Here is a 25,971-nt window from a genome sequence, read left to right as displayed (position 1 = left end):
ACTTGTTGGCTGAATAAAGTCACGAAACGTTACTACTACATAAGAAGAGTAAAGAGATGAAAGATAAACTTCTCAAGCATCTTCCCTGGGTATTGCTGGGGTTCATCGGGGCCTGTTGTCTCGGCGTGGTCGCGCTGCGTCGCGGCGAGCACGTCAGCGCCATGTGGATCGTGGTGGCCTCGGTAGCGGTCTACCTGGTCGCTTACCGTTACTACAGTCTGTACATCGCCCGCAAGGTGATGGAGCTTGACGCCAACCGCGCCACACCGGCGGTGGTCAACAACGACGGGCTCAACTATGTGCCGACCAACCGCAATGTGTTGTTCGGCCACCACTTCGCGGCCATCGCCGGCGCCGGTCCGCTGGTAGGTCCGGTACTGGCGGCCCAGATGGGCTACCTGCCCGGCACGCTGTGGCTGCTGGCCGGGGTGGTGCTGGCGGGCGCGGTGCAGGACTTCATGGTGCTGTTCATGTCGACCCGCCGCAATGGCGTATCGTTGGGTGAAATGATCAAAGAGGAAATGGGGCCGGTGCCCGGCACCATCGCGCTGTTCGGCTGCTTCCTGATTATGATCATCATTCTGGCGGTATTGGCGCTGATCGTGGTGAAAGCGCTGGCGGAAAGCCCGTGGGGCGTATTCACCGTCTGCTCTACCGTGCCGATCGCGCTGTTTATGGGCATTTATATGCGCTTCCTGCGCCCCGGTCGGGTAGGGGAAGTGTCGGTGATCGGCATCGTGTTGCTGCTGCTGGCGATCTGGTTCGGCGGCGTTATCGCCCACGACCCGTACTGGGGCCCGGCGCTGACCTTCAAAGACACCACCATCACCTTCGCGCTGATCGGCTATGCCTTTATCTCCGCGCTGTTGCCGGTGTGGCTGATTCTGGCGCCGCGCGACTATCTGGCGACTTTCCTGAAAATCGGGGTGATTGTCGGTCTGGCTATCGGCATCGTGATCATCAACCCTGAGCTGAAAATGCCGTCCATGACGCAGTTTGTCGATGGCACCGGGCCGGTGTGGAAAGGCGCGCTGTTCCCATTCCTGTTTATTACCATCGCCTGCGGCGCGGTATCGGGTTTCCATGCGTTGATCGCTTCCGGCACTACGCCGAAGCTGCTGGCTAACGAAACCGACGCCCGCTTTATCGGCTACGGCGCGATGCTGATGGAGTCCTTTGTCGCCATCATGGCGCTGGTCGCCGCGTCGATCATCGAACCGGGTCTGTACTTTGCCATGAACACCCCGCCGGTGGGGCTGGGCATCACCATGCCTAACCTGCATGAGTTGGGCGGCGCCAACGCGCCGGCCATCATGGCGCAACTGCAAGACGTCACCGCGCATGCGGCGGCCACCGTCAGCTCCTGGGGCTTTGTGATTTCGCCGGAGCAGATTCTGCAGACCGCGAAAGACATCGGCGAACCGTCCGTGCTCAACCGCGCCGGCGGCGCACCGACGCTGGCGGTAGGTATCGCACATGTGTTCCATCAGATTATCCCGAGCGCCAACATGGGCTTCTGGTACCACTTCGGTATCCTGTTCGAAGCGCTGTTCATCCTGACCGCGCTGGATGCGGGCACCCGTTCCGGCCGCTTTATGCTGCAGGATCTGCTGGGCAACTTCGCGCCGTTCCTGAAAAAGACCGATTCGCTGGTGGCGGGTATCGTCGGTACCGCCGGTTGCGTCGGCCTGTGGGGTTACCTGTTGTATCAGGGCGTGGTGGATCCGCTGGGCGGCGTCAAGAGCCTGTGGCCGCTGTTCGGCATCTCCAACCAGATGCTGGCTGCCGTGGCGCTGGTGCTGGGCACCGTAGTGCTGATCAAGATGAAACGCACCCGTTATATCTGGGTAACGCTGTTGCCGGCGGTCTGGCTGCTGATTTGTACCACCTGGGCGCTGGGTCTGAAGCTGTTCAGCAATGATCCGCAACTGGAAGGCTTCCTGTATCTGGCTCGCGCTTACAAACAGCGTATTGCCGAAGGCACCGACCTGAGCGCACAGCAGATCAGCAACATGCATCACATTGTCGTCAACAACTATACTAATGCTGCGCTGAGCGTTTTGTTCCTGGTGGTGGTGTATAGCATAATTTTCTATGGCATCCGCACCGCGATGAATGTGCGCAACTCGTCGGAACGCTCCGACCGGGAAACACCGTATGTGCCGGTGCCGGAAGGCGGCGTGAAGATCTCATCCCATCACTGATAGACTACGGGGATGACGTCGCCGGCAGGCGCCTGTACGGGCCTGCCGGCGTTCATGTCCTGCCGGCGCGCAGACCAGCGGATACAAAGAGAGGGCGATATGTTCGGAAACCTTGGGCAAGCGGGAAAATATCTGGGGCAGGCCGCCAGAATGCTGGTGGGCATCCCGGATTACGATAACTATGTGCAGCACATGCAGACCAACCACCCGGGCAAGGACATCATGAGCTATGAGGAGTTTTTCCGTGAACGCCAGCAGGCACGCTACGGCGGCAGCGGCAAAGGCGGTTTCCGGTGCTGTTAAGCGCGCAGGCGCGACAAGGAGCTTTTTCCTATTATGACCAACGTATTACCCGCGACTATTCTCACCGGTTTTCTCGGCGCCGGTAAAACCACGCTGTTGCGGCATCTGCTGTATGCCGACCACGGTGAGAAAATCGCCGTCATTGAAAATGAATTCGGCGCGGTCGCCATTGACGACGCCTTGCTGGGCGACCGGGCGACCCGCATCACCACGCTGAGCAACGGCTGTATCTGCTGCAGCAGCGCCAACGAGCTGTCCGATGCGCTGCATGACCTGCTGGACGGTATTGACCGCGGCGAACTGCTCTTCGACCGGCTGGTGATCGAATGCACCGGTATGGCCGACCCGGGGCCGGTGATTCAGACCTTTTTTTCCGATGAACGCCTGAGCCAGCGTTTCCTGCTGGACGGCGTGATTGCGCTGGTGGACGCGGTGCACGCCGACGAGCAGTTGAGCCGGCATACCGTGGCGCAGGCTCAAGTGGGCTATGCCGACCGTTTGTTGCTGACCAAGACCGACCTGGCGGGCGATACGTCGGAACTGGAGGCGAGACTGACGCGCATCAATGCGCGCGCCGGCCTGCATCGGGTGGTCAACGGTCAGATCGACCACCGCCAGATCTTCGGCGTCGACGGTTTCATGCTCAACGATCGCCTGTCGGTGTCTCTGCCGCGTTTTCGGCCGTTGATCGAACAGGATAACGCCATCACCTCGCTGGTGGTGCGGCTGACGCGCCCGGTAGACATGGCGGCGGTATCGGCGGTGATGGAGCAGTTGTTGCTGAACTGCGCCGACAACCTGCTGCGTTATAAAGGCGTGCTGGCGATCGACGGCGATGACCGTCGCCTGTTGTTTCAGGGGGTGCAGCGGCTCTACAGCGCCGACTGGGACCGGGAATGGCGCGCCGATGAACCGCGCGAAAGCGTGATGGTGTTTATCGGCATCCGGTTGCCGGAGGACGACATTCGCCGCGCGTTTGATGCGCTGAGTGCATGACCTGACGCTTGCCGGATGAAAACGCATCCGGCAATGCTCCTGCTGCTCTTTCCCTGTTTCAGCACACCGCCTGTCTGATCTTCTCCTTGCCGCGCGTGCGGTGATGCCGCAAAGGGATAACCGACCTCATCAGGCACGAACCTATCACCGTTCTGGCATCAATCGTCAACACCCACACCGCCGGGCTGGTGGTCCATCACTTCTATTTTAAACCGCTTATTATAGTCAATAAATTGATTTTTAAAGATATTTGTATGATTATCTGACGGCTAATCAATTTATTCAGAAGGATATTGAATCATGAAAAAGGTTACCAAAATTTTAGTGGCTACGGCTTCGCTGCTGGCGTCTTACTCGGCGATGGCCGGCTGGCAGCCGTATAAAACCGTGACGCTGGATGGGTATAACAATACCGTTCCGGGAGGAAGCGCCTACAATGAAACCACGATTGCATCGGGGGTTTATCGTTTTCGCATCGACCCGACGTCGGCTGGGATTGACTATGCCACAGGGCAGGCCGGTAATACGCGTTCAAAATCGGCGGCGCTGATGGTGTATGACCGCACCAGCACCACTGACAAGACCGCCGCTGTCAGCTATTACGGCCTGAATGACGACGGGATGCATGCCGCCGCCATCATCCATGCGTTCCCGCAAACCGGGGGCTTCGACTTGTACCTCCAGGACTGGCAGCGCGTGGACAATTCGGGCACGGTGAAAGTCATCATTGAAAAATGGCAGGATTGATCGCCTGATAATCGCCTGAGATGACGAGCCGATTTCGGCCGGCTCGTTGTCATACACCGCCCGATACCTATGTCCTCCAGACCACCGCTTTCCCTTCTTTCTATCCTATCCGGCTAATCGTGCTTTTAGCGTTACCGATGGTTTTTCATCAAACAGCCGCTGGTAGTCGCAGGCGAACTGGCTCAGATGCCAAAACCCCCACTGCATGGCGGCATCCTGCACGGTGCGGTGGTGGGAATAAGGGCTGACCAGCTCGCGGCGTACCGCGTTGAGGCGGATCATCTTCAGCCAGGCGTTAGGGCCGCACCCCATCACATCGCAGAACGCGTTTTGCAGCGTGCGGCGGCTGACGTGCAGGCGGCGGCACAGGTCGAGCACGGTGACCGGTTCCGACTGCTGGCTGAGGACGTATTCTCTGGCGCGGCCGATCAGGCTGCGGTAACCGATGCGTTTGTCGGTGTGCGCGCTGCTGGCGACGGCAGGCTGGGCGCTTTCCAGAAACGAGATCACCGTGGTCAGCAGGTTGTGCTTCAATACCTTGACCGCATTGCTATGGCGCAGGCGTTGCGGTTCATGACCGCCATACCAGAGCGCTTCGCGCACAAACGACCAGAAGATCTCGCGCCGGCGCGGCTCCACCAGCAGCGTGGCGCTTTGCGACAGCAGGCGGGTCAGGTGTTCCGGCTCTTCCAGTACGTCGGTGTATTGCAGCAGTTCGTCGCGGGAGACCACCACCCCCAGAATGGCGTAGTCATCCGGCGTGTTCAGTTCGAACTCTTTACCGCCGGGGCTGACGGCAATCGCGCTGTTGCTGATGGGATGGGAGCCGATGAACCCCGTCCCGACATGACGGGCCGGGATGCCGAACCAGAAGGAGTCCGGCCACACCATGCAGGACTGGCGCAGCGCCAGACTGGTGTATTCGTGACAAAGCTGGATGCCGTCGAGCAGGATTTCTTGCAGTTCGCCGTTGAAATGCCCCGGCGAAACCTGATCGTAAATCTGCTGCCAGGCGGTAATGGTGCGGGACTGGGCGTAGACGTCCTGCGTCTGGCGCTGATGCACGTTATCGCCCGGCGACACCGCTGCTGTTGCCGGAAGACGGCGCAACGCATCCAGATGATGCAGGTTGACCGGATTGTGTTTCATCGTCAGCTCCCCTCCGTGACAATATCGGGCGAGGTCCGCAAGGCATGATGGCCGGGCTTTGCCGGCGACAGGGCTTATGCAGACCTGCGCATTACCCGTTATACGGCATTCGGTTGGGGAGGAACAGGCGCTGCGGCACACTTTATTCCATCCCCTGTTTCCCCCTTGCTCCCTGTTGCTGTGTCGTGTCGCCGCCGGCTGTTGTCGGCGGCGAACGTGCGGTCAGGCGATACGGAACATGTCCACCAGTACGCAACGGCGCAGACGGACAAAGGTGCGGGCCGAGGTGACGCCTTCGCCGGTCGGGGTCGAGATGGTCATCGAGGTCCAGCCTTCGCCGCCCAGCCCCAGCCCGGCGATACAGGGGCCGTTTTTCACAAAGATGCTGGTGTTGATGGCGTTAGCCATTCGATTCAGGTTCCGGATGTTGGTGGAGTGCATCGCCGCGGTGTGGCGACAGCCGTTTTCCAGCGTAATCGCCAGCGCGATCGCGTCGTCCACGTTCTTCACCCGCACCACCGGCAGCACCGGCATCATCAGTTCGGTGACGGCGAACGGGTGGCTGGCATCGGTTTCCGCCAACAGCAGACGGGTATACTCGTTGACCTCCAGCCCGATGGCGGCGGCGAGTTTAGTGGCGTCGCGGCCGACATAGTCGCGGTTGACGCGGCCTTTACCCTGCGCGTCGATATCGCTTAGCAGCACCGGCAGCAAGCGTTCAGTCTGTTCGGGCGTGAGCAACACCGCATGGTTGCGCTGCATTTCCGCCAGCAGCGCATCGGCCACGCTGTCCACCACGATCAGCACCTTCTCGTCGGCACAGATGATGTTGTTGTCGAACGAGGCGCCTTTGACGATAGCGCGGGCGGCTTTCGGGATATCGGCGGTTTCATCCACCACCACCGGCGGGTTGCCCGCCCCGGCGGCGATCAGCCGTTTGTCGGTGTGCTTGCGCGCCGCTTCTACCACCGCTTCGCCGCCGGTAACCACCAGCAGGCCGATGCCGGGATAGCGGAACAGGCGTTGCGCGGTTTCGATATTCGGGTCGGCGACGCTGACCAGCAGGTTCTCCGGGCCGCCCGTCGCGACAATCGCTTTATTGAGCAGGCTGATGGTGCGCAGCGACACCTTTTTCGCCGACGGATGGGGCGCGAACACCACGCTGTTGCCCGCCGCGATCATACTGATGGCGTTATTGATCACCGTAGCCGCCGGGTTGGTGGACGGGGTAACCGAGGCGACGACGCCCCAGGGCGCGTTTTCGATTAGCGTCAGGCCGTTATCGCCGGTCAGCACTTCCGCCGACAGGCATTCGATTCCCGGTGTATGGCGCGCCTGAGACACGTTTTTGATGTATTTATCGACCACGCGGCCCATGCCGGTTTCGGCCACCGCCATTTCCGCCAGCACCTGCGCGTAGCGCTCGCCGGCGACGCGAATCGCCTTTATCACCTGCTGGCGCAGTTCAACGCTGGTCAACTGTTGCTGGGCCTGCGCCGCGGCCTGAACCGCATCGTCAAGCGAGTCGAAAATACCGCTCGGCGCGTCAAATATCACCGGGGTGGGCATCGGTACCATCGGTTCAATCACGGGGTATTCCATAGGGTCTATCCTCTTGTTATGTCACCTGTTTAAACCACGTCAGCCAAAAGTACGGATGAGGTAAAAGTGCTGATGCGGCAAAAGTACGGATGCGAATTCGGTGTCTGGTTCAGGTCGGACAGCGTCCGGTTCGGCAGCTGCAGACCACGCTTTACCGGCATGGAAAACGGGTGCCGATGGGCGGCCTGCGTCATTTCGCCGCGCTCGGGGGGAATCTCATCCCTGAGAGAACCCTTCCATTATTCAGGCCAGGCCCTCTGACGGGCCGGTCTGATGTCTCCTGTGTTGACTTGTGGTCATTGTGGCAACGGTGCGCCAAAGCGAATAACAAAAATCGGCATCCGGCGGCAAAAGGTGAAAGGGATCACGAAAAAAGAAACGCCGGATGAGCAGATAAAGGAAACGCTGGTGATGAGGTGGGGGGCCCGGCCCGGGCAGCAGGTGACGGGAACGGCGCTGCTCCGGATAAACGGGCCCGGCCGCAGCCGGAGCCCGATGCGGGCGCTTATTGGCCTTGGTGATCCAACGCGGTGGCGATCACGCTGCCCAGCGGGGTGGGATTTTTATCGTTGCGGTGACGGGCGGCGTCGATGGCCCATTTTTCCAGCGCCACCCGATCTTTCTGGAAGATCATCATGTGGGTCGAACCGCCGAACTCGAAGTGACCGATTTCGACGCCGCGGGTGATGCTGACCGGCTCGGCGCTCTCTTCAACGATAAAGGTGCTGGGTTCGATTACGCAACTGGATACCTCCACCATGCCGATGCAGATCAGCGCCACGTAACCGCAGGTCTTGTGCCGGAAGATAAACACCGCGCGCGCGGCCACATGGCCGAGGTAAGGTTGCGACTCGGTGCCTTCCCAGGTGCCCTGATCTTCGCCCTGCCCCGGACGCTGGGCGAAGTAAGTGCCTGGTTCGACCCAGGAGCGCACCAGAAAACCGTCCAGCGGCGCGTTCCAGCGATGGTAGTGGGTGGCGGAGAGGAATCCCTGATAGAGCTGTCCTCCCTCGAACAGTTTGGCCCATTGCCGCTGCCCGCCGAACAGATCGAGCAGCGAATAGGGTATGTCTTTGACCCAGAATCGGCTCTCCAACTGTAGCTTGTCGGCATAGCGCCACGGCGTGGTTTCGCAGCCGATGTCGATCTGCGTTTTCGGATCGCCCTGGAATGGGCGAGCGCCGGGCACGAACTGGCGGATAAAGAAATCGTTCCAACTGGCGAAACCGTAGCCCGGCAGTTTGGGATCGTGCTGCATCTGGTGCCAGACGCCGGCCTGGTGCGCGGCTTTGGAGATCCAGGAACCCGCTTTTTCCGGCTGTGCGATATCGAGTTTGTCGAGCGAGGCGCTGCTTTTCAGGAAGCTGTTCCAGGCGTCCAGCACCTGGCGGAACTGCTGATTGAAGGTGGCGTCGTGGAACAGCGCCACGCCCGCTTCCGTTCCCATCGCCACCGCCAGAAACGCATTCATCGGCGTCCCGACCTGCGCGGTGGTGTTGAATGACGGTGAGGTGGTGATGATTTCGTTGAGGATCTCGAAGAAGCTGTCATAGCTGTCGATCCAGGTGGCGTCGCCGTCGTCGCTGATTTCCTTACGGGTGGATTCGGGCAGGGAGGCGACATAGGCGTTGGACTGTTCGATCATGCTATTGAGCCACATGCGGTAGACGCTGTGGTTAGTCACCCAGTTTTTAAAGTTCTGGAGCACCGGCTGCATCGGCGTCAGGGTATTGTCCTGTTTTCTTTTGGCGATATGTTCGCGCAGCGGCGTCAAAAATCTGGCTGTGGCCCATACCCGATTGGGTACCCAAAATCCCATCTGGATCGGCCCGGCGTTATCAAGGGTCAGCAGGTTGTGTCCGCTGCTTTCGTAATGCGGCTGCTGTTCTGCTGCAGATGTACTTGCTGTGTGGCTTTTGGCGCGATTCATGGCATTTCCTCTCGATAGAACGTGTCAGTGTCGAAAATGAATGTGCGTCGAAAAATGGACGTGCGTCGAAAAATGAACGTACAGCCACCCGAAAAAATCGTTACGCAGGCCAACCGCCGGGCTGACGGCAGCCTATCGTTATGTTTTAACCGCGTACGACCTGGTGGGGTGAAGAAAGGAAAGCGAAGGGTGGCAAGGGCGAAAAGCGCTATGGCTATATATGCCGGGTCGTTGCCCGGTGGCCACATGCGCTATCTCTGTATTCAAGCATAGGCGGACTCCGGGCGATGGCAAGTTTGCCGCCGGCGTGGACATTGGCTGAAAACATGGGCGACCTGCTGTGGGGGATTAATGCAGAGCGCGCAAACGTAGGGTGAGGTCTGGGAAGATGAATCTCACACCTACGTTTGGGGCGGGATTACCGGGTCTGCCGTCATCAGTGTGGGGCGATACGGCGCACCGGTGCGTTTTGGCGGTTTTCCCACAGCGCGGTCAGCCCGCGTTGCAGGGCGATGAACACAAACAGCAGCACGCCGATGGCGATCTTGGTCCACCAGGAGCTCAGGGTGCCGTCGAAATTGATATAGGTTTGAATCAACCCCTGAATCGCCACGCCGAACAGCGTGCCGAGCACGGTGCCGACGCCGCCGCTCAGCAGGGTGCCGCCGATCACCACCGAGGCGATGGCGTCCAGTTCGACGCCGACCCCGGCCAGCGCATAACCCGCCGAGGTGTAAATGGAAAACACGATGCCGGCGAGGGTCGCCAGCCCGGTGGACAGCATGTAAATGCGGATGGTGGTGCTGCGGGTGGAGATGCCCATCAGGTTAGCGGAGGTGCTGTTGCCGCCGATGGCGTAGACCTGATTACCGAAACGGGTATGGCGCGCCAGCACGATGCCGACGGCGACCACCAGCAGCATCAGCAACCCCATCGCGCTGAGCCGACCGCCGCCGGGGATGATCCACGCCAGACTGGAAAGCGTCTCATAGATCGGGTGGTTGATCGGCAGGGATTCTTTCGACACCAGATAGCTGGCGCCGCGCAGGAAGAACATCCCCGCCAGCGTGATAATGAACGCCGGGATTTTCAGCGCGTCGATAAGCAGGCCCATGAACGCGCCGAAGGCGCAGCCCATCAGCAGGATCAGCGGGAACGCCGCCAGCGGCGACAGCCCCCAGACGCCGATGGCTTTGGCAAGAAACACGCCGGTGAAGGCGATCACCGACCCGACGGACAGGTCGATGCCGCCGGAGAGGATCACAAAGGTCATGCCGACGGCGATGATGCCGAGAAAGGCGTTGTCGGTGAGGATGTTGCAGATCACCCGGGTGGAGGCGAAGCCGGGAAACTGGGTCAGGCAGTACAGGTAACCCAGCACGAATACCGCCAGGGTGATCATCAACGGCAGATTACGCTTTATCATGATGGCCAGCTCCTTTCAGCAAGGTCATGAAACGGGGCGACTGGACGATCAACACGCACAGCACCACGATGGCTTTCACCACCTGATTCAGTTCCGGCGGAAAGCCGGACAGCAGAATGCCGGTGTTCATGCCCTGAATGATCAGCGCGCCCACCACCGAGAGCGCCAGATTGAAGCGCCCGCCCATCAGCGAGCCGCCGCCGATGACGACCGCGAGAATGGCGTCCAGCTCCAGCCACAGCCCGGCGTTGTTGGCGTCGGCGCCGCGAATGTCGGCGGTGACGATCACCCCGGCGATGGCGGCGCATAGCCCGCTCAGCATGTACGTCATCGTGACCATCGCGCGGGTGCTGACCCCGGCGTTTTTCGCCGCCCGGATGTTGATCCCCACCGATTCAATGAACAGCCCCAGCGCGGTTCGCCGCACCAGCAGCCAGAACAGCATCAATGTGACCAGCGCGATGATCACCGGCGTCGGGAACCAGAACAGCGCGCCGCTGCCGAGCCACGCCAGCGGCGGCGAGTTGAAGGTGACGATCTGCCCGGCGGTGATCAACTGGGCGATGCCGCGCCCGGCCACCATCAGGATCAGGGTGGCGACGAACGGCTGGATCTTCAGCACCGCGACCAGAATCCCGTTCCACAGCCCGGCCAGTATGCCGACGCCGAGCGCCGCCAGCAGCACCACCGGCAGGCTGTAGCCCTGCACGGTAAGCGACGCGGCCACCGCGCCGGCGATCGCCATGATGGCGCCGACCGACAGGTCGATGCCGCCGGTGGCGATCACCAGCGTCATGCCGATAGCCAGCAGCGCCACCGGCGCCGCCCGGTTGAGGATATCGATCGGGCTGCCGAACAGGCGGCCATCCTGTACTACGATCTGGAAAAAGTGGCTGGCGACCAGGCTGTCCACCAGCAGCACCAGCGCCAGCGCGACGATCTGCGGCATACCTTGCGGCAACCGTAACGGCGGCCAGCGAAACGGGCGTTTGTCGGAGCCCGGTGTGAGCAGTGATCGAGGCATCACCATGCCCTCCTTATGCCGCGATGGCATTCATGATGGCGGAAACGGACAGCTGGTCGAGCGGGATTTCCGCCACCTGCCGCCGGTCACGCATAATCAGTACCCGATCGGCGTATCCCACCAGTTCCTCCAGCTCGGATGAGATCACCAGCAGCGCCAGCCCGTTGGCGCACAGACTTTCGATCAGACGGATGATCTCGGCGTGGGCGCCGACGTCGATACCGCGCGTCGGTTCATCGAGGATCAGGAATTGCGGCTTGGTCAACAGCCAGCGGGACAGCAACACTTTCTGTTGATTGCCGCCGGACAGCAATTCGATGGGCTGTTCGGCGCTCGGCGTGCGAATGCCAAGCTGGCGGATGAAGCGCTCGGCGATGGCCTGCTGCTCCTTGCGGGGGATCGGGCGTAGCCAGCCGCGCTGGGCTTGCAGTGCCAGAATGATATTTTCCCGCACCGAGGCGGCGGCGATGATGCCGTCGGTTTTGCGATCTTCCGGGCAAAAGCCGATGCCAAGGCAGGAGGCCTGATGCGGCGAGCGCAGCGTCTGCGGCTTGCCTTTGATCACCGCGTCGCCGCGATCGGCCGGTTTGATGCCGAAAATCACTTCGGCGGTTTCCGTACGACCGGATCCCAGCAGCCCGGCAAGGCCGACGATTTCGCCGGGGCGCACCGCCAGTTCGAACGGCTCAATAACGCCTTTTTTGCCGTAGCCTTTGAATTCCACCACCGGCTTGTCGCTCAGCAGCGTGCGGCCGGCGCGTTGCAGCGCGTTCTGCTCCAGCTCGCGTCCCAGCATCATCTTCACCAGTTCTATCTGCGGCAGCGAGGCGGTATCGCGGGTGCCGACGAACGCGCCGTTGCGCAGCACCGTGATGCGGTCGGTTACCTGATACACCTGGTCGAGAAAATGCGTGACGAAAATCAGGCTGACGCCCTGATCGCGTAGCTGACGCATCAGGGTGAACAGCATCTCCACTTCCTGAGTGTCGAGGCTGGCGGTGGGTTCGTCGAGGATCAATACCTTGGCGGAAAGGTCGATCGCGCGGCAGATGGCGACGATTTGCTGCATCGCCACTGAAAAGCGGTTCAGCGGTTCGCGGACATCCAGTTCGAAACCGTAGGAGGACATCAGCGCGGCGGCGCGTGTTTCCATCTCTTTGCGCTGCAGTAATCCAAAGCGCCTGGGTTCGCGGCCGATAAACAGGTTATCCGCCACCGACAGGTTGGGCAGCAGGTTCACCTCCTGATACACCGTACCGATTCCCAACTGCTGGGCGTGAGCGGTGTTTTTGGGCGAGATGGGCTGGCCTTCGAGGTAGATGGCGCCCGTATCGCGCTGGTACACCCCGGTGAGGGTTTTAATCAGCGTGGATTTCCCGGCGCCGTTTTCCCCCAGCAACGCCATGATTTCCCCGCGCCGCAGGCTGAAGTCCACCTTATCCAGCGCTTTTACCCCGGGAAAGTGTTTGCTCAGCCCTTCCGTACGCAGGATGTCCTGATTGTCGAAACCGTTCATGCGATTCTCCCTCACAAAACAGGCGATGTCCTGCCACGGCGGCGGCAGGACGGGGATGACGATAAACGATCAATATCCCATGTTCTTTTTCTTATCGAGCTCGGCCTGTGCGCTGTCGGGTTTGAACAACGTGGACGGCGTCAGAATCAATTTGGGCGGCAGCGTGCCATCCTTTTTATATTTTTCCAGCGCGTCAAACGCCGGTCCGGCCATATTCGGCGTCAGTTCGACCGAGACATTGGCTTCGCCCGCCAGCATGGCGCGGAAAATATCCGGTACGCCGTCAATCGAGCCGGTCAGAATATCTTTGCCCGGCTTTAATCCGGCTTCCTTAATAGCCTGAATGGCGCCAATGACCATATCGTCGTTATGGGCGAAGACCATGCAGATATTTTTGCCGTTGTTTTCCGACTTGATAAAACTTTCCATCACCTGCTTGCCGCCGCTACGAGTGAAATCGCCGGACTGAGAACGGATGATTTTAATCGTCGGCGTTTTGGCGATGGCCTCTTCAAATCCTTTTTTACGGTCAATGGCGACGCTGGCGCCGACGGTGCCTTCCAGTTGAACCACATTACAGGTTTTGCCGTTTTCGTTTTTAATCAACCAGTCGCCAATCAATGCCCCTTCTTTGATATTGTCGGCGCGTACGGTGGTGAGATAGAGCGACTCGTCTTTGACGTCAATGCCGCGGTCCAGCAGGATCACCGGAATCTTGGCTTCTTTGGCTTCTTTCAGCACCGGTTCCCAGCCGGTCGCCACCACTGGCGCGATGAAAATGGCGTCCACCCCTTGCGCGATGAAGGAGCGTACCGCCTTGATCTGGTTTTCCTGTTTTTGCTGGGCATCGGCAATTTTCAGGTTAATGCCGCGTGTTTTCGCCTGCTCTTTTGCGACGGTGGTTTCAGCCGCGCGCCAGCCTGATTCCGAGCCGACTTGAGAAAACCCCACCGTTAATGGCGCTGCCAGCGCGACGGATGACAGGGACGCACACACAGCTGAAGCTAAAATGACGCGTTTCCACATAAAAGTGTCCTCTCTGGTAATCATTGGCTATCGGTCTTCGTTCTTGGGGACAGCGGTATTATTCGGTATTCAGAATTGTCGCCCGTATTCGGGATGCGTCAGGCGGCGTTATTTTTCCTCCGTCAAACCGTCATGACAAAACAGTAGTTTTTGCCACGAGGAGAGGGTCAGGGCGTATTCGCTGATCTTATGGATAAAATAGCCATCAGCGGGGAATCTGTGACTCCACGCAAATATTGTTTTAGGTCATTTTTTCGGTATTGAACGGATGAGCGCCGTATTCTGCTAGCGACGTCATGTTTTTTTTAAATAGCGGTATTTATCACGCCGGGTGATGTGTTGTGGACAGCCGGCGTATTTCTCGTTGACCTGATTTTTTTACCGTGTGTGGGGCCGGCATATGGATATTTGGGGCATTCTGCCTTTTGGCTTGTTGCCGGCGCATGGCACAACATGAACCATGTGAACATCGGGTAATTTCTCTTTATTATAACCATCGAAACGACGCGATGTTTCATTCATGGCTTAACCTTTTTAACGGCTGTTTGCTGATAAAAACAGGTTTGCGATAGGCGTATTTTAAAATAAGGCTGACAGAAATGACTGAAGAAGATATTTATCCGTTGCTGGGCAAGCTGGCTGATGGTCGTGTTTATTCCTATGCCGTACCTTGTTGTTCATACCATTCGCCATATCAGCAATGCGCATTCATTCTTTTTTCCCTGAGCCAGGAAAATAATTATGGCAGCGCGCAGCAACTGTCGAATCAGCAAATTACCGTCAGCGTTGATTGCTATGCCCACACCGTGGCGGCGGCCCGTGCTTTGCGTGAGCAGGTACACACGGCGCTGGCCGTATTAAAACCGTATCAGACCGTTGAATATAACGACTTTGACGTAGAGTACGAGCAGTTTCGTATGACGCTGGAGGTCAATGTTTCCCGTTGAGTTTATTTCCCCTCTGTTGCTTAATTTTTTATCGCTGAACATTCTGTGAAGTAAATTCCATAGCGAAAGTTATTGGAGTTTTTTCTGAAAATAAAGGAAGTCTTTATGTGGTATAAAGCGGGGCGCTTGTCTCTTTTTTCCGGCAGTAAAGTGGTACTGGGAAATAACACCGCCTGGGCAAATAAAAATAACGGCGTGGCCGCGGGCGGCATGCTATTGATCTTTGCCGACGGCAAAATCCGGATTTATGAAATCGAGTCGGTGGTTTCGGATACCGAACTGGTGCTGGTCAGCGAATATATCGGCTGTACCGAAAGCCACGTGCGTTACGCTATTCCGGTATTGGGCAGCAGCGATACCTTTGATCACGCCGCTTATGTGGCCCAGATTGCGGCAATGCTGGCCGGTTATCAGGCGCAACTGGCGCAGTGGAAAACGGTGCTGACCGAACGCGGTCAGGTGACCCTGACGGACAGCAACGGCCAGAGCGTGGTGGTGAAAACCCTGCCGGATCTGACCGATGCGATCGACCGGATGATGGACAAAACGCTGAACGGCGCGGATATTCCGGATAAGGCGCAGTTTGTGGCGAACCTGGGGCTGAGCGATGTGGTGCGTCAGTCGGACCTGGTCAATCACACCCATATCGCCTCCCAGATCACTGATTTTACCGATGCGGTGCGCAAAGTGCTGGTGAGTACGCTGGCGGCCGGCCGGGGGATCATGCTGGATTACGACAATACCCGCCATCAACTGACCATCAGCGCCACCGGGTCAGGTGGTAATGGCGGTGGTCTGGGGTATACCGTGGTGACGCAGGTTGGCGCTGCTGCCGGTCAGGTGTTTACCTTTCCGCTATCGCCCAATGGCGATATGGATTACAGCTTCGATGCCTTTGCTCTGAAAGAAGAGGCCGGTCAGGGCAATCTGTCTCTGACGCTGGAGTCTTTCGACGCGGAAAACCGTGACAAATACAGCCAGACCTCAGCGCTGGTCTGGAATGGCACGCTAAAACCTTTTACCGGCGGAGATTATCAATTATGATCAATTAGTCAACGACGGTCAATTAGTCAACGACGGTCAATTAGTCAAAGACGGCGATCTCTACTCCGTAACCATTCCGGCAGATGGAAAATCGCTGACTGTTAAAACCGCATCTAATTACAGCGATTTGCTGCCGTTGATGACGGCTAATAACGCGCCGGATGGTTATGTCGTCTCTGCGTCGTCAAGTTATACCGGCACCCAGCCCTATTATGCATTCCGGAAAAAAGTGACCGGCGCCGGGCAAAGCTGGTCATCCAACTCCTCTTTGCCGTGCTGGCTGCGGGTTGATTTACCGCAGGCGACCGCGGTGTCGGGATATCAGTTGGCGGGTCGTAATGATGTGATGCCGCCGCACTACAACCGGCCGGTGGATTTCGAGTTGCAGGGATCGAGCGACGGCAACGACTGGGCAACGCTGGACTCGCAATCAGGGATTGTCTGGAACGATCAACAGGAAATCAAAACCTTTCTGCTGACCAAAAAGCGTGTTTATGCCAAATACCGTATCTTTATTACCAAAGTGGACAGTTCGCCGGTCGAGCATGCCGTGCTGTCGTTCTTCACTCTGATTCACGCTCCCGGCGTAGTATTGAAAAGCGGTGATGACGTATATACCGTTGAGGACGGCAAGCTGGCGAAGATCGAACTGGCCGAACTCAATACGGATGCCATCAACCTGAACGGCTTTATTAATTCCGGCACTATTGCGGCTTCAGAATTGGCCAACAAATTGCCGATCACGGTGGTCGGCGCTGTGGACGCGACGGTAGCGGTTTCCTATCAGCCTTATACCCAGATTGCGATCCCGAATGCGCCGACCGACCTGAAGCTCTTCAACCAAATCAATTCGGTGAAACTGACCGCTACAGAACGAGGCAATGGTAAGGTTCGGGTCGCGGTAAGTACGGATCTGATCGACTGGCGTGCATGGAATGGCGCTGAGTGGGTGAACATCGGTGCGTTGACTGCGGATGTGGCCGGCGCTGGCAAACTGCTGGCTCAGGGAATGTCAGCCGATAATCTGGCTGCGATTACCAGCTCCGCGTGGGCGACGCTGTTGCCGGGGGTGAGTCAGTCTGAAACCGCCAATCTAGCCTTTGCGCTGGCGCTGGATGTGCCGAACATCGCCGGTGATGGCGCCACGGTCGATTCGCTGGTTCTGAGCGGCAATCAGGCCTCAGCCTGGAAGAAACAGACCGAGGCTGAAGTGGAAATCCGCTGGTATCCCGACAAAGTGACGTTCAAAACCGTCGCTGTGGGTAACTACAAGCTGGCCTATCAGCAACCGTAACGGCGTATCGTTTTCGTCGACGCCGGTTGTCGCACGCGGGCTGTCAGAGCAGCCCGCGTTTTCATTGCCCGCATTCTTATGGCGGCAGGGCGGTTTCGCCGCACATCACCACAGGGCGTAGCTGTTGTATCCGGCAATCCTTATTTTCACCGGTCTTCTCCCTGCAATTGCGGTGCGGCAGGTTATATATCCTTCATACTTCAAGTGACAGGTGTTGTCGTATGTCAGCCTGGCTTATAACTGTTTTTTTAAGGTTGGTATTTTTATTCGATTTTTTGTAATGACAGGCTGTCGGTCAGCGTTTTCAAAAAGCATTACATTTTTTCTGTGTTTTATTGTGTTGCTGACAAGAAATGGTGTTGCTGACAAGAAATGGTGTTGCTGACAATAAATATAGGTTTTTATTATTATCAATAAGCTGCATTACAATTAAATATATATTTAGGCGTATAGTTTTATCCGTGAGCAATGCCTGGTGGATGACTGATAACTGCTTTTGAAATAAGTGGTTACGGTGAGAGTTATTGGGTGAGTCGGCGGCGGTGAGTCCGACATGACGCTGGCAAAAGAGAGTGAGGACCTGTTGTTTGGCGTTTTTCGTCCTGCTCTGATTTTTTATCAATAAACGAGATATTAATGTTTGCTTAACTTTCGGCCGATAAAATCATCGTGTAGTGAGTGAAAGCGTAGTTAAACCATGAGGTCGTTTTACATGCAGATGTAGGAGGTTGTTATGATTGAACAGGTCACTGTTTATTTAGCGATACTGGCCGTTATCGTTGTTCCGGGATTTCTGGCCGCTTTTCTGAGCCCCAAATGGGATGACTGAATAATGCTAACCCAGCCTGATATCACACGCCCCGCCTGAAGGTTATTGATTCATGCGGGGCGTGCTATTTTAGGTGATGCACTTCGCTTATTGCCCTTTTACTTCCCCTTTTCCCAACGCCTGCACGCTATTGCCCATCGCGTCGGTGGCATTCATATCCGCGCCCTGTTCCTGTAACGCCTTGAGAATTTCCGCACGCTGAAATAACGATGCATACATCGCGGCGGTCTGCCCGGCATTGTTGCGGGTATCCGGATTGCATTTGGCCGCCAGCAGCAGATGGGCAATTTTCAGCTCACCTTTGAACGCCGCGCCCATCAGGGCGGTATTGCCGCGATTATCCTGCTGGCAAGGGTCTGCGCCGTGGTCGAGCAGCAGCGAAACCGTGTCGTAATGGCCGTGGTAAGCAGCCAGAATGACCGCGCTGTAGCCCTTTTCATCACGCGTATTGAGGTTATAACCAGCGCTGATGAATTCCCGGATCACGGCGTCGTTGCCAGTGCGGGCGGCATCCCACAAATACTGATTAAGCTGATTCTGAACCTGGCGCTCGTTTAGCGACGGCGCGGCGGGCGCGCTGGAGACTGATGCCGGTGGGGTGACCGGCGCCGCGGGTTGCTGCGCCTGCGCCGTTGTCAGCGTCAACGCCAGCAGGCAGAGCAAGGGACGAAATGGTTTCATGATGACAGTTCCCTGGTCGTTGGCGCCGCCCGGATGTGATGTCCGGACGGCGACGTTCAGTTAGTCAGCCAGTTTGCTGGCCAGTGACTGCACTTTGCTCAGGTCGCCTTTGGCGACGCCGGTCAGACGGGTACCGTAGGTCGCGTCAGCCTTGTAGAAATAGGAAAGCATGATGGTTTTGCTTTCGGTATCGGCCATCGCCAGCGCGGAACCCAGGCTTTGCACCAGATCGTCCTGATCTTTCTTGCTGTAGGAGCGATACAGTTCGCCGGTCTGCTTGAAGTTCTGCTCCTTCTGGATCTTGCGCTGCTGGGTGGTGCCGTTGAGCGGCGTCTGGCTATAGCGCGCGGAGACCAGTTCTTCACGCGGATACAGACGGCTCGGCTGGTAGTTCACCCCTTTATCTTGCGTGTGACCGCTGTTCAGGCTGCCATCCTGATTGATGTTGTTGGCTTTTTTCAGCGGGGCATTGATCGGCAGGCTCAGGCCGTTAGCGCCCAGCCGGTACATCTGGGTATCGGCATAGGAGAACAGGCGGCCCTGCAGCAGTCGGTCTTCAGACGGTTCGATTCCCGGCACCAGATTCGCGGGCGCCATGGCGACCTGCTCGGTTTCCTGGAAGAAGTTGTCCGGGTTCTTGTTCAGCACCATCTGACCGATTTTACGTTCGGGCACGTCCGGCCAGATTTTGGTGGCGTCCAGCGGGTTGAAATCGAACTTAGCCAAATCTTCCGGCGTCAGTACCTGAATGTAGAGATCCCATTTCGGATAATCGCCGCGGTTGATGGCTGCCACCAGATCGTTGGTCATGTGGCTGTAATCCTTACCCTGAACGTCCTCTACCTGTTTCGGGTCGAGATTTTTCACGCCCTGCAGGGTTTTCCAGTGGAATTTGACGTAATGCACTTCGCCTTTGGCATTAACCAGCTTGTAGGCATGGACGCCGTTGCCGTCCATGTTGCGATAGCTTGCCGGCGTGCCTTCGTTGGAGTAGAGCAGGGTCAGGGTACGGATGGATTCCGGAACGTGAGAGAAGAAATCGAACCGGCGTCCGTCATTATCCTGATTGGTGCGAGGGTCGGGTTTGAACGCATGCACCATGTCCGGGAACTTGATGGCGTCGCGGATGAAGAAGGTGGGAAAGTTATTGCCGACCAGATCCCAGTTGCCTTGCGTGGTATAGAACTTGGTGGCGAAGCCGCGCGGGTCGCGCAGGGTTTCCGGAGAATGGTTGCCGTGTACTACGCTGGAGAAACGTACGAATACCGGCGTTTCGCTGCCTTTTTTGAACACCTCGGCGATGGTCAGGTCCGAAATATCTTCGGTAGCGGTGAACTCCCCGTGTGCGCCGGTGCCGCGTGCGTGTACCACGCGTTCCGGAATGCGTTCACGATCAAAACGTTGCAGTTTTTGCAGCAGCTGAACATCCTGCAACAGAACCGGACCGTTGGGGCCGGCGACCTGTGAGTTCTGGTTGTCGCCGACCGGCGCGCCGTTGTCACGAGTCAGGGTATCGGCCATCGCCGGATAGGTCATTAACAGTGAAGACACGATCACCAGCGGCTTTTTCCAACTGGGGACACGATGTGTGGCGGTGTGATTGCTCATAACTTTCCTCATCTTCCGTATGATTATTATCAACAATAGGGTTTGGTTATTGCTGTGAGTCCATTGCACTGCTCGAAGCTATAAGCAGAGAAAATTCACCATCAGGAACGCGGAAACAAAGTGGTGAATGTGGTTTACCTGTCGTCATGACCGGCAACGGTTTTTCGCTTATGGGCGGCGGCGTGGTTGCCACCGGTGTTACTGGAGAGTCGCAAAGGCCCACAGCAACAGCAGGTACTTTACCGTTTTTGACACAACGGATAACGGCAGTTGTTTCTATCGAATTAATAGGCATGCCCTGAATAGGGAATAGGAAAAACGGTGAAGACAACCACGGACAACGCAGGAAAAGGGAATTGCGCATGGGGATGAAGGAGGTGAGTAAAGCGTCATACCGGAAAGCCCGCGGTGCTGCTGGAAACGGGCTTTCCGGTACGATGGTTCAGTCGAACGATTCTGTTTGCGAACTGAAGCGCTTGATCGGCACGCTGCCACGATGGTTGTTGCCTTCAACCAACGTTTTCATCATCTGAATAAAGGTCTTTCTTGACGCCGGCGGTAACGGCGCCAGTAATTTCATCTGCGCCTGATGCATGTCGGCGGCGGTTTTGTTCAGAATTTTTTTACCCCTGAGCGTGATTTCCACCGTTTTGCGACGGCGATCGGAATAGTGGATTTCGCGCCGGACATAACCCTTGAGTTCCAGTTGTTCAATCGTGCCGGCCAGCGTGGTGCGGTCGGTCCCCAGTTCGGCGCCGAGCGTGGTCTGGTCCAGGCCGCCGCGGGCGCCGACTACCGTCAGCAGGCCGTATTGCAGCGGGGTGATGTCGCCCCTGAGCGCTTCAAAGAATACCGTATGGTGAATCTGGTTTAGGCGACGAATAAGGAAACCGGGGCGTTCCCACAAATCGTCGGTGTTGATTTCATCGTCTTGCATCATCCTGACTCCTTTGTATGACGGCGGCTGCATGATGGAGACGGTATGACGGCGACCGTCAGCCTACATCAATGTCCCTGTGCGCACGATGCCATGCGTTCTTATTCGGGGTGATCTGGATATTCAGGGGCATAGATACATGTGGCGTCGTGCATGATGTTGCCAGCATGAGGCGACGCTCTGGTCATAGCCTGCCAACCGGGTTGCCACCATAACACAACTCTGGTTAATTTTTCTTCTGTGTATCGGAACAGGATTCAGACAGGAAACATCCTCAGCGCACGTTAAGACGCGTGAGGATGTAAGAGGGCGCGACATGCAGATAGCAAGGTCGCGCAATCGTGCAGATTCAGTTGAATAACATATCAACTGAATACGGTATCAGTTGAATACCATGCCGCCGTCGATCAACAGGGCCTGACCGGTCATGTAGTCGGAATCCGGGCCGGCGAGGTAGGAAACGCAGGCGGCGACGTCTTCCGGTTCGGACAGCCGGCCCAGCGTGATGCGTTTGGCGAATTCCGCCGTACCGTAGCCGAGCGGTTTGCCGGCGGCTTCGGAAATCTGGCGGTCAATCTCTTCCCACATCGGGGTTTTGACGATGCCGGGGCAATAGGCGTTGACGGTGATGCCAAGCGGCGCCAAATCGCGGGCGGCGGTCTGGGTCAGGCCGCGCACGGCGAATTTGCTGGAGCTGTAAACCGCCAGTTCCGGGTTGCCGACGTGACCGGCCTGAGACGCGGCATTGATGATCTTACCGCCCTGACCCTGAGCCTTGAAGGCTTCCACCGCGGCCTGGATTCCCCAGATAACGCCTTTTACGTTGATGTTGTAAACCTTATCGACGATTTCCGGCGTGATATCTTCAATCAGTGTGGTGGGGGCGATACCGGCGTTATTGACGATGACGTGGAAACCGCCCAGTTGTTTGTGCGCGGTGCGTACCGCATCGAACACCTGATCGCGGTTTGAGACATCCGCGGTAAGCGCGATGGCGTTACCGCCGTGGTGTCTGATTTCCTGCGCCACCTGACCTGCGGTATCGCTGTTGTAGTCCACGACCGCTACGGCAAAACCGTCTTTCGCCAGACGAAGAGCGATGGCCTTACCGATTCCCTGGCCTGCGCCAGTGACCAATGCTACCTTCTGTTTCATGGTCTTTTCCTGTGTTGTGAATGAAAGAATAGCCACTGCAGGCAGGCTAGCGCGCGATAACAGGAATGAAAACTTATAGTAAATATCGAAAACTATCATTTTAATGGATTAACTTTTTTTATTTGAAAATAAACCTGTTAATTACCACTATTACCTGTTGGTCTTTATGCAGCTTTATTCTGAGCGATGAGCCAGAAGCTAAGGGAACGACTTGTCGCGCGCGGTAAAGCGAGGTCTGGAAAAGATTGGTCTGGAGAAGGCGGAGCACACAGTGTACCCTGCGAAGAACATCATCCGGGTCATGTCCCGCCGATATCTGTCTTGATGACTGTTTAAAAGCCGGTAACCATGAGCTACATCGATACCATCAAACACGAACTGGTTGGTTTCCTTAACGGATTGCCAATCTATCATCCGCTTGAAGAGGTGACGGATTCGCCCTGGGGCGCGGATGACTTTTCCTGCACGCCAGACAATCTGATTATCGGTGGCGGCGCAGGCGAGCATCCGGCGCTGGTCATCCACCAGTTGGGGGCGTTGGTGGCATCTTATCTGTTGCTGTGTCTGCAAAAACACAATGAATTTTTTCCCGAACAGCCTGATCCGCTGCCGGCAATCTCGGTAGATCGGCTGTACGAAATGGCGGAGCGGCAGCGCTCGCTGGAGTTTTGCGGCTGGTCGATGAACCATGTTAAGGAGTTTGTCGATCTGGCTCGTTCGCCGTTGCATCCCAACCCGTTATCGGAATTGGGGGTTGCCGAGGAGTGGGTGGAGCACTCTATCGGCGAGTTCGTTTATTATTCGTTACCGGAGCTTAACCCGCTCGATGCCAAAATAGCGCGGCTGCCCGGCATGGGAAGCTGGTTTCCCGGTTACTGGATGTGCAATGTTACCTGTCCGCCGCCAAACTATGTCAAAACACGAAAGCAGTCGTTACTGTCTGGCTCATTTCAGGATCACGGTTTTTTCCGCTGGGATTACCGCTATCCACCGGAAGAGTAATCGGCGGCGCCGGTGGGGCGTGATGGCGGCCGGCACGAAATGAGATTGAGGCGGCTTCCAAAAACAGTTACATCTGAGGATTGTCTGCTGTTTGCCGAGGTTTGATGATGGTCAGTTCGTCCCAGTTGTTACCGTTTGCCGCCATTGCGTTAGGGCTGGTGTTGACGCCCGGTCCGAATATGATTTACCTGCTCTCGCGTACCGTCTGTCAGGGGCGGCGAGCCGGTCTGGTGTCGCTGTCTGGCGTTGCGTTGGGGTTCTTGATTTATATGAGCGCTGCGGCGCTCGGTATTACCGCTATCATGATGGCCGTACCGCTGGCCTACGATGTGCTGCGAATCGCCGGCGCGTGCTATTTGCTGTGGCTGGCCTGGCAGGCTGTGCGCGGCGGCGCATCGCCTTTTCAACTGCGCGAACTGAAGCCGGACAGCAATCGCCGCCTGTTTGTCATGGGGCTTGTCACTAACTTGCTGAATCCTAAAGCCGCAATACTTTATCTTTCGCTGCTGCCGCAATTTATTCGCCCGGAGCAGGGGAGCGTACTGGGGCAGTCGCTGACGCTGGGCATCACCCAGATAGCTATCAGCATGACGGTCAATGCGTCGCTGGTGATGGCGGCGGGGTACATCGCCGCCTTTCTGGCGGAGCGCCCGTTGTGGCAACGCGTGCAGCGCTGGCTGATGGGAACGGTGTTGGCCGGGCTGGCGGTAAGAATGCTGGTGGATAGCCGGCGCTGATCGGTGCGATGGCGGTCAGCGTTGACCGCCCTCTCTGTATGCACGGGCGCGCTTTTTACCGTTTCTTTCCCTATCCGATAGCCCCCGTTCGACAATGTTATCCCTGTCAAATTCGACTTACATCCTGCCAACCAACCTTACCGACAGATGACAGTTCTATACACTGCAACTGGTAATGTTTGTCTCAACCCTTGTTGATGTTGTGTTATTCATCCCTGTCAGAGAGTAGTCATTTTCCCGCCTTCCCATTAAGGCGGGATTTTTTTGTCCAAAAGAACGTTTCGCTGCTGTCAGCCAAAAACTAATGCTAGCTTAATAAAGTGAAGCTAGGCTGTATGCGTTTTATACTCACACAGATTGTATGCTCATACAGAGAAGGAATTCCATGAAGACCAAGTATCATTCATCTCAGATTGTGTTGCACTGGCTGGTATTGCTACTGGTGATCGTCACTTATGCCGCTATGGAGCTGCGTGGTTTCGCTCCGCGCGGGAGTAGTGCGCGAGCGCTGATGTCGACTATTCATTACAGCTGCGGCGTGTCCGTGTGGGTGCTGATGATCCTGCGGGTTGTGCAACGCTTTCGTTATCCTACTCCGCCTATCACCCCACAGCCGGGGCGGCTACTGGTGATTGCGTCCCATTCCGTGCATGGTTTTATTTATCTGATGTTTTTGGCGTTGCCGGTGCTGGGCGTGCTGGGCATGTACTATCGCGGCGCCGACTGGTCGGTGTTCGGTATTGCGATGCCGTTCGCTGCCGAATCGGATGAAGATATCAAACAGACATTGCTGAACATTCACGAACTGATTGCCAACGCCGGGTATTTCCTGGTGGGGCTCCATGCGTTAGCCGCCCTGTATCATCACTATGTGGTACGCGACGATACGCTGCTGCGGATGATGCCCGACAAGAAATAATACCGAGGGTTGTTAATACGACAGACGGCGGGTTTTCCCGCCGTCTGTTTTTTTATGAATGTCTGGATAATAAATGTGGGGCTTAATGCCCATCAGGCGGCATGGCGCCGGAGCCAGGCTGTTCCGCCATCTGTTTGAAGCGCAACAGCGTTTTGTGCAACATCTCTTTAGGCAGCAGTTGAAACACCTGGCTGAGGGTGCGTCCCAAAAAACCGCCCGGAGGATCGAAACGAATGCTGAGGGTTACTTCGGTGCCGTCACTGTGCGGAGCGGGACGAAACGAGAGGCGTCCTTCATTCGGGATTCTGGCGCCCGGCAGCGAACGCCAGTGAATAAACTGGCCGGGTTGTTCATCCACGATACGCGCCTGCCATTCGATATACTGGCCGAGCGGCGCTTTCATCCGCCACAGAGAATCCGTGCGGTTGATGATATCGATGTGGGCGACATGGTTCATCAGCACCGGTAGCGTTTTGGGATCGCGCCACAAATCGAACAGCACATCCGCCGGGCGGCAAATGACCAATGAACTACTGAGTCGGTCGGCGTGATTATCCGTTATGCCAGATCGACGTAAGAATGTGGGTGGCACGTTGTCTTCCCCTCCTGATTTGCCTGAGACAGACTCTGTTCTGCTATTGCTATAAGCGCTTATTGTCATAACCGCTCGAAATAGGCGAGTGAACCCTGTCTTGTACCGGACGTAATCGTGTCTTCTGGCGAGTGTACGTGATGCCTGGGGAAACCTGCAAACCTACAGGAAGTAAAAGCCTACTTTAGCTGATTGCCAGACCGCCGTTACCGATATCGGGCTGGGGAGGATGCGCATTCTCACAAAAACAGAAGAATAATGACCGCTGCCAGAGCAGGTTGGCGGATATCTGTTACACTTTTA

The 25,971-nt window shown here is 57.0% G+C and carries 23 protein-coding genes; 11 read left to right on the top strand and 12 right to left on the bottom strand.

Annotated elements, in window-relative coordinates:
* Positions 1–56 precede the first annotated feature (56 nt).
* The 4 genes from CVE23_RS17200 (at position 57) to CVE23_RS17185 (ending at position 4,250) form a co-directional block, all read left to right on the top strand.
* The gene (locus tag CVE23_RS17200; protein ID WP_039693518.1) at positions 57–2,204 is read left to right on the top strand and encodes a carbon starvation CstA family protein; all 2,148 of its coding nucleotides are present in this window, start codon (positions 57–59) and stop codon (positions 2,202–2,204) included.
* A gap of 99 nt (positions 2,205–2,303) precedes the next feature.
* Positions 2,304–2,507 (top strand): YbdD/YjiX family protein, encoded by a 204-nt coding sequence (locus CVE23_RS17195; RefSeq protein WP_024106984.1) that lies wholly within the window; start codon positions 2,304–2,306, stop codon positions 2,505–2,507.
* A 33-nt stretch (positions 2,508–2,540) separates the two neighbouring features.
* The gene (gene yjiA, locus CVE23_RS17190; protein ID WP_038919968.1) at positions 2,541–3,503 is read left to right on the top strand and encodes a GTPase; all 963 of its coding nucleotides are present in this window, start codon (positions 2,541–2,543) and stop codon (positions 3,501–3,503) included.
* Between the two features lie 300 nt (positions 3,504–3,803).
* Positions 3,804–4,250: a hypothetical protein gene (locus CVE23_RS17185; RefSeq protein ID WP_038666446.1), complete on the top strand. Its 447-nt coding sequence runs from the start codon at positions 3,804–3,806 to the stop codon at positions 4,248–4,250.
* 105 nt (positions 4,251–4,355) lie between these two features.
* Here CVE23_RS17185 and eutR read toward each other — a convergent pair whose 3' ends face one another.
* From eutR to ytfQ, 7 genes are all read right to left on the bottom strand, one after another.
* A complete protein-coding gene (gene eutR / locus CVE23_RS17180; RefSeq protein ID WP_100850017.1) occupies positions 4,356–5,399 on the bottom strand; it encodes an HTH-type transcriptional regulator EutR in 1,044 nt (347 codons plus the stop codon).
* A 222-nt stretch (positions 5,400–5,621) separates the two neighbouring features.
* Entirely contained in the window at positions 5,622–6,977 is a 1,356-nt protein-coding gene (locus tag CVE23_RS17175) for an aldehyde dehydrogenase family protein (protein ID WP_225622697.1), read from the bottom strand.
* 529 nt (positions 6,978–7,506) lie between these two features.
* Entirely contained in the window at positions 7,507–8,931 is a 1,425-nt protein-coding gene (locus tag CVE23_RS17170; protein WP_100850015.1) for a phosphatidylserine decarboxylase family protein, read from the bottom strand.
* Between the two features lie 436 nt (positions 8,932–9,367).
* Positions 9,368–10,357 carry a galactofuranose ABC transporter, permease protein YjfF gene (yjfF, locus tag CVE23_RS17165; protein ID WP_100850014.1) on the bottom strand — a complete coding sequence of 330 codons (990 nt, stop codon included), beginning with the start codon at positions 10,355–10,357 and terminating at the stop codon, positions 9,368–9,370.
* A complete protein-coding gene (gene ytfT / locus CVE23_RS17160; RefSeq protein WP_100850492.1) occupies positions 10,344–11,381 on the bottom strand; it encodes a galactofuranose ABC transporter, ATP-binding protein YtfT in 1,038 nt (345 codons plus the stop codon). Before ytfT ends, yjfF begins: the two co-directional genes overlap by 14 nt.
* 13 nt (positions 11,382–11,394) lie before the next feature.
* Entirely contained in the window at positions 11,395–12,897 is a 1,503-nt protein-coding gene (ytfR, locus tag CVE23_RS17155; protein ID WP_100850013.1) for a galactofuranose ABC transporter, ATP-binding protein YtfR, read from the bottom strand.
* Between the two features lie 69 nt (positions 12,898–12,966).
* Positions 12,967–13,923: a galactofuranose ABC transporter, galactofuranose-binding protein YtfQ gene (ytfQ, locus tag CVE23_RS17150; RefSeq protein WP_038919962.1), complete on the bottom strand. Its 957-nt coding sequence runs from the start codon at positions 13,921–13,923 to the stop codon at positions 12,967–12,969.
* Positions 13,924–14,522: 599 nt separating this feature from the next.
* Here ytfQ and CVE23_RS17145 point away from each other — a divergent pair.
* The 4 genes from CVE23_RS17145 to mgtS all read left to right on the top strand — a co-directional run bounded on the left by CVE23_RS17145 (position 14,523) and on the right by mgtS (position 18,037).
* Positions 14,523–14,870, top strand: coding sequence for a DUF3168 domain-containing protein (locus CVE23_RS17145; protein ID WP_049854414.1), 348 nt, complete (start codon positions 14,523–14,525; stop codon positions 14,868–14,870).
* Between the two features lie 105 nt (positions 14,871–14,975).
* Entirely contained in the window at positions 14,976–15,914 is a 939-nt protein-coding gene (locus tag CVE23_RS23130; protein WP_225622604.1) for a hypothetical protein, read from the top strand.
* 139 nt (positions 15,915–16,053) lie between these two features.
* The gene (locus CVE23_RS23125; protein ID WP_225622603.1) at positions 16,054–17,208 is read left to right on the top strand and encodes a discoidin domain-containing protein; all 1,155 of its coding nucleotides are present in this window, start codon (positions 16,054–16,056) and stop codon (positions 17,206–17,208) included.
* 733 nt (positions 17,209–17,941) lie between these two features.
* Positions 17,942–18,037 (top strand): protein MgtS, encoded by a 96-nt coding sequence (gene mgtS, locus CVE23_RS22795; protein WP_022634566.1) that lies wholly within the window; start codon positions 17,942–17,944, stop codon positions 18,035–18,037.
* Positions 18,038–18,124: 87 nt separating this feature from the next.
* Here the strand turns inward: mgtS and CVE23_RS17135 are convergent, their stop codons facing one another.
* The 4 genes from CVE23_RS17135 to CVE23_RS17120 all read right to left on the bottom strand — a co-directional run bounded on the left by CVE23_RS17135 (position 18,125) and on the right by CVE23_RS17120 (position 22,418).
* Entirely contained in the window at positions 18,125–18,718 is a 594-nt protein-coding gene (locus CVE23_RS17135; RefSeq protein WP_100850012.1) for an ankyrin repeat domain-containing protein, read from the bottom strand.
* Positions 18,719–18,778: 60 nt separating this feature from the next.
* Positions 18,779–20,254 carry a catalase KatB gene (gene katB / locus CVE23_RS17130; protein WP_373287847.1) on the bottom strand — a complete coding sequence of 492 codons (1,476 nt, stop codon included), beginning with the start codon at positions 20,252–20,254 and terminating at the stop codon, positions 18,779–18,781.
* A 514-nt stretch (positions 20,255–20,768) separates the two neighbouring features.
* Positions 20,769–21,266 carry a MarR family winged helix-turn-helix transcriptional regulator gene (locus CVE23_RS17125; protein ID WP_197724572.1) on the bottom strand — a complete coding sequence of 166 codons (498 nt, stop codon included), beginning with the start codon at positions 21,264–21,266 and terminating at the stop codon, positions 20,769–20,771.
* 378 nt (positions 21,267–21,644) lie between these two features.
* Entirely contained in the window at positions 21,645–22,418 is a 774-nt protein-coding gene (locus CVE23_RS17120) for a (S)-acetoin forming diacetyl reductase (RefSeq protein WP_038666476.1), read from the bottom strand.
* A gap of 348 nt (positions 22,419–22,766) precedes the next feature.
* Between CVE23_RS17120 and CVE23_RS17115 the strand changes: the two genes are divergently transcribed.
* From CVE23_RS17115 to cybB, 3 genes are all read left to right on the top strand, one after another.
* Positions 22,767–23,420 (top strand): hypothetical protein, encoded by a 654-nt coding sequence (locus tag CVE23_RS17115; protein WP_038666480.1) that lies wholly within the window; start codon positions 22,767–22,769, stop codon positions 23,418–23,420.
* Between the two features lie 107 nt (positions 23,421–23,527).
* The gene (locus tag CVE23_RS17110; RefSeq protein WP_038921090.1) at positions 23,528–24,157 is read left to right on the top strand and encodes a LysE family translocator; all 630 of its coding nucleotides are present in this window, start codon (positions 23,528–23,530) and stop codon (positions 24,155–24,157) included.
* A 385-nt stretch (positions 24,158–24,542) separates the two neighbouring features.
* Entirely contained in the window at positions 24,543–25,076 is a 534-nt protein-coding gene (cybB, locus tag CVE23_RS17105; protein WP_038919957.1) for a cytochrome b561, read from the top strand.
* Positions 25,077–25,158: 82 nt separating this feature from the next.
* Here the strand turns inward: cybB and CVE23_RS17100 are convergent, their stop codons facing one another.
* Positions 25,159–25,668: an SRPBCC family protein gene (locus CVE23_RS17100; RefSeq protein ID WP_100850010.1), complete on the bottom strand. Its 510-nt coding sequence runs from the start codon at positions 25,666–25,668 to the stop codon at positions 25,159–25,161.
* Positions 25,669–25,971: the final 303 nt, after the last annotated feature.

Origin of the sequence: Dickeya fangzhongdai (assembly GCF_002812485.1) — a bacterium.
GTDB lineage: Bacteria > Pseudomonadota > Gammaproteobacteria > Enterobacterales > Enterobacteriaceae > Dickeya > Dickeya fangzhongdai.
Note: the sequence above shows the minus strand (reverse complement) of the source record. Positions and strands in the feature narration are given on the sequence as shown.

Coding starts and splice junctions, on each gene's coding strand:
- CVE23_RS17200 (WP_039693518.1), top strand. CDS start 57: ATGAAAGATAAACTTCTCAAGCATCTTCCCTGGGTATTGCTGGGGTTC.
- CVE23_RS17195 (WP_024106984.1), top strand. CDS start 2,304: ATGTTCGGAAACCTTGGGCAAGCGGGAAAATATCTGGGGCAGGCCGCC.
- yjiA (WP_038919968.1), top strand. CDS start 2,541: ATGACCAACGTATTACCCGCGACTATTCTCACCGGTTTTCTCGGCGCC.
- CVE23_RS17185 (WP_038666446.1), top strand. CDS start 3,804: ATGAAAAAGGTTACCAAAATTTTAGTGGCTACGGCTTCGCTGCTGGCG.
- eutR (WP_100850017.1), bottom strand. CDS start 5,399: ATGAAACACAATCCGGTCAACCTGCATCATCTGGATGCGTTGCGCCGT.
- CVE23_RS17175 (WP_225622697.1), bottom strand. CDS start 6,977: ATGGTACCGATGCCCACCCCGGTGATATTTGACGCGCCGAGCGGTATT.
- CVE23_RS17170 (WP_100850015.1), bottom strand. CDS start 8,931: ATGAATCGCGCCAAAAGCCACACAGCAAGTACATCTGCAGCAGAACAG.
- yjfF (WP_100850014.1), bottom strand. CDS start 10,357: ATGATAAAGCGTAATCTGCCGTTGATGATCACCCTGGCGGTATTCGTG.
- ytfT (WP_100850492.1), bottom strand. CDS start 11,381: ATGCCTCGATCACTGCTCACACCGGGCTCCGACAAACGCCCGTTTCGC.
- ytfR (WP_100850013.1), bottom strand. CDS start 12,897: ATGAACGGTTTCGACAATCAGGACATCCTGCGTACGGAAGGGCTGAGC.
- ytfQ (WP_038919962.1), bottom strand. CDS start 13,923: ATGTGGAAACGCGTCATTTTAGCTTCAGCTGTGTGTGCGTCCCTGTCA.
- CVE23_RS17145 (WP_049854414.1), top strand. CDS start 14,523: ATGACTGAAGAAGATATTTATCCGTTGCTGGGCAAGCTGGCTGATGGT.
- CVE23_RS23130 (WP_225622604.1), top strand. CDS start 14,976: ATGTGGTATAAAGCGGGGCGCTTGTCTCTTTTTTCCGGCAGTAAAGTG.
- CVE23_RS23125 (WP_225622603.1), top strand. CDS start 16,054: ATGACGGCTAATAACGCGCCGGATGGTTATGTCGTCTCTGCGTCGTCA.
- mgtS (WP_022634566.1), top strand. CDS start 17,942: ATGATTGAACAGGTCACTGTTTATTTAGCGATACTGGCCGTTATCGTT.
- CVE23_RS17135 (WP_100850012.1), bottom strand. CDS start 18,718: ATGAAACCATTTCGTCCCTTGCTCTGCCTGCTGGCGTTGACGCTGACA.
- katB (WP_373287847.1), bottom strand. CDS start 20,254: ATGACCTATCCGGCGATGGCCGATACCCTGACTCGTGACAACGGCGCG.
- CVE23_RS17125 (WP_197724572.1), bottom strand. CDS start 21,266: ATGATGCAAGACGATGAAATCAACACCGACGATTTGTGGGAACGCCCC.
- CVE23_RS17120 (WP_038666476.1), bottom strand. CDS start 22,418: ATGAAACAGAAGGTAGCATTGGTCACTGGCGCAGGCCAGGGAATCGGT.
- CVE23_RS17115 (WP_038666480.1), top strand. CDS start 22,767: ATGAGCTACATCGATACCATCAAACACGAACTGGTTGGTTTCCTTAAC.
- CVE23_RS17110 (WP_038921090.1), top strand. CDS start 23,528: ATGGTCAGTTCGTCCCAGTTGTTACCGTTTGCCGCCATTGCGTTAGGG.
- cybB (WP_038919957.1), top strand. CDS start 24,543: ATGAAGACCAAGTATCATTCATCTCAGATTGTGTTGCACTGGCTGGTA.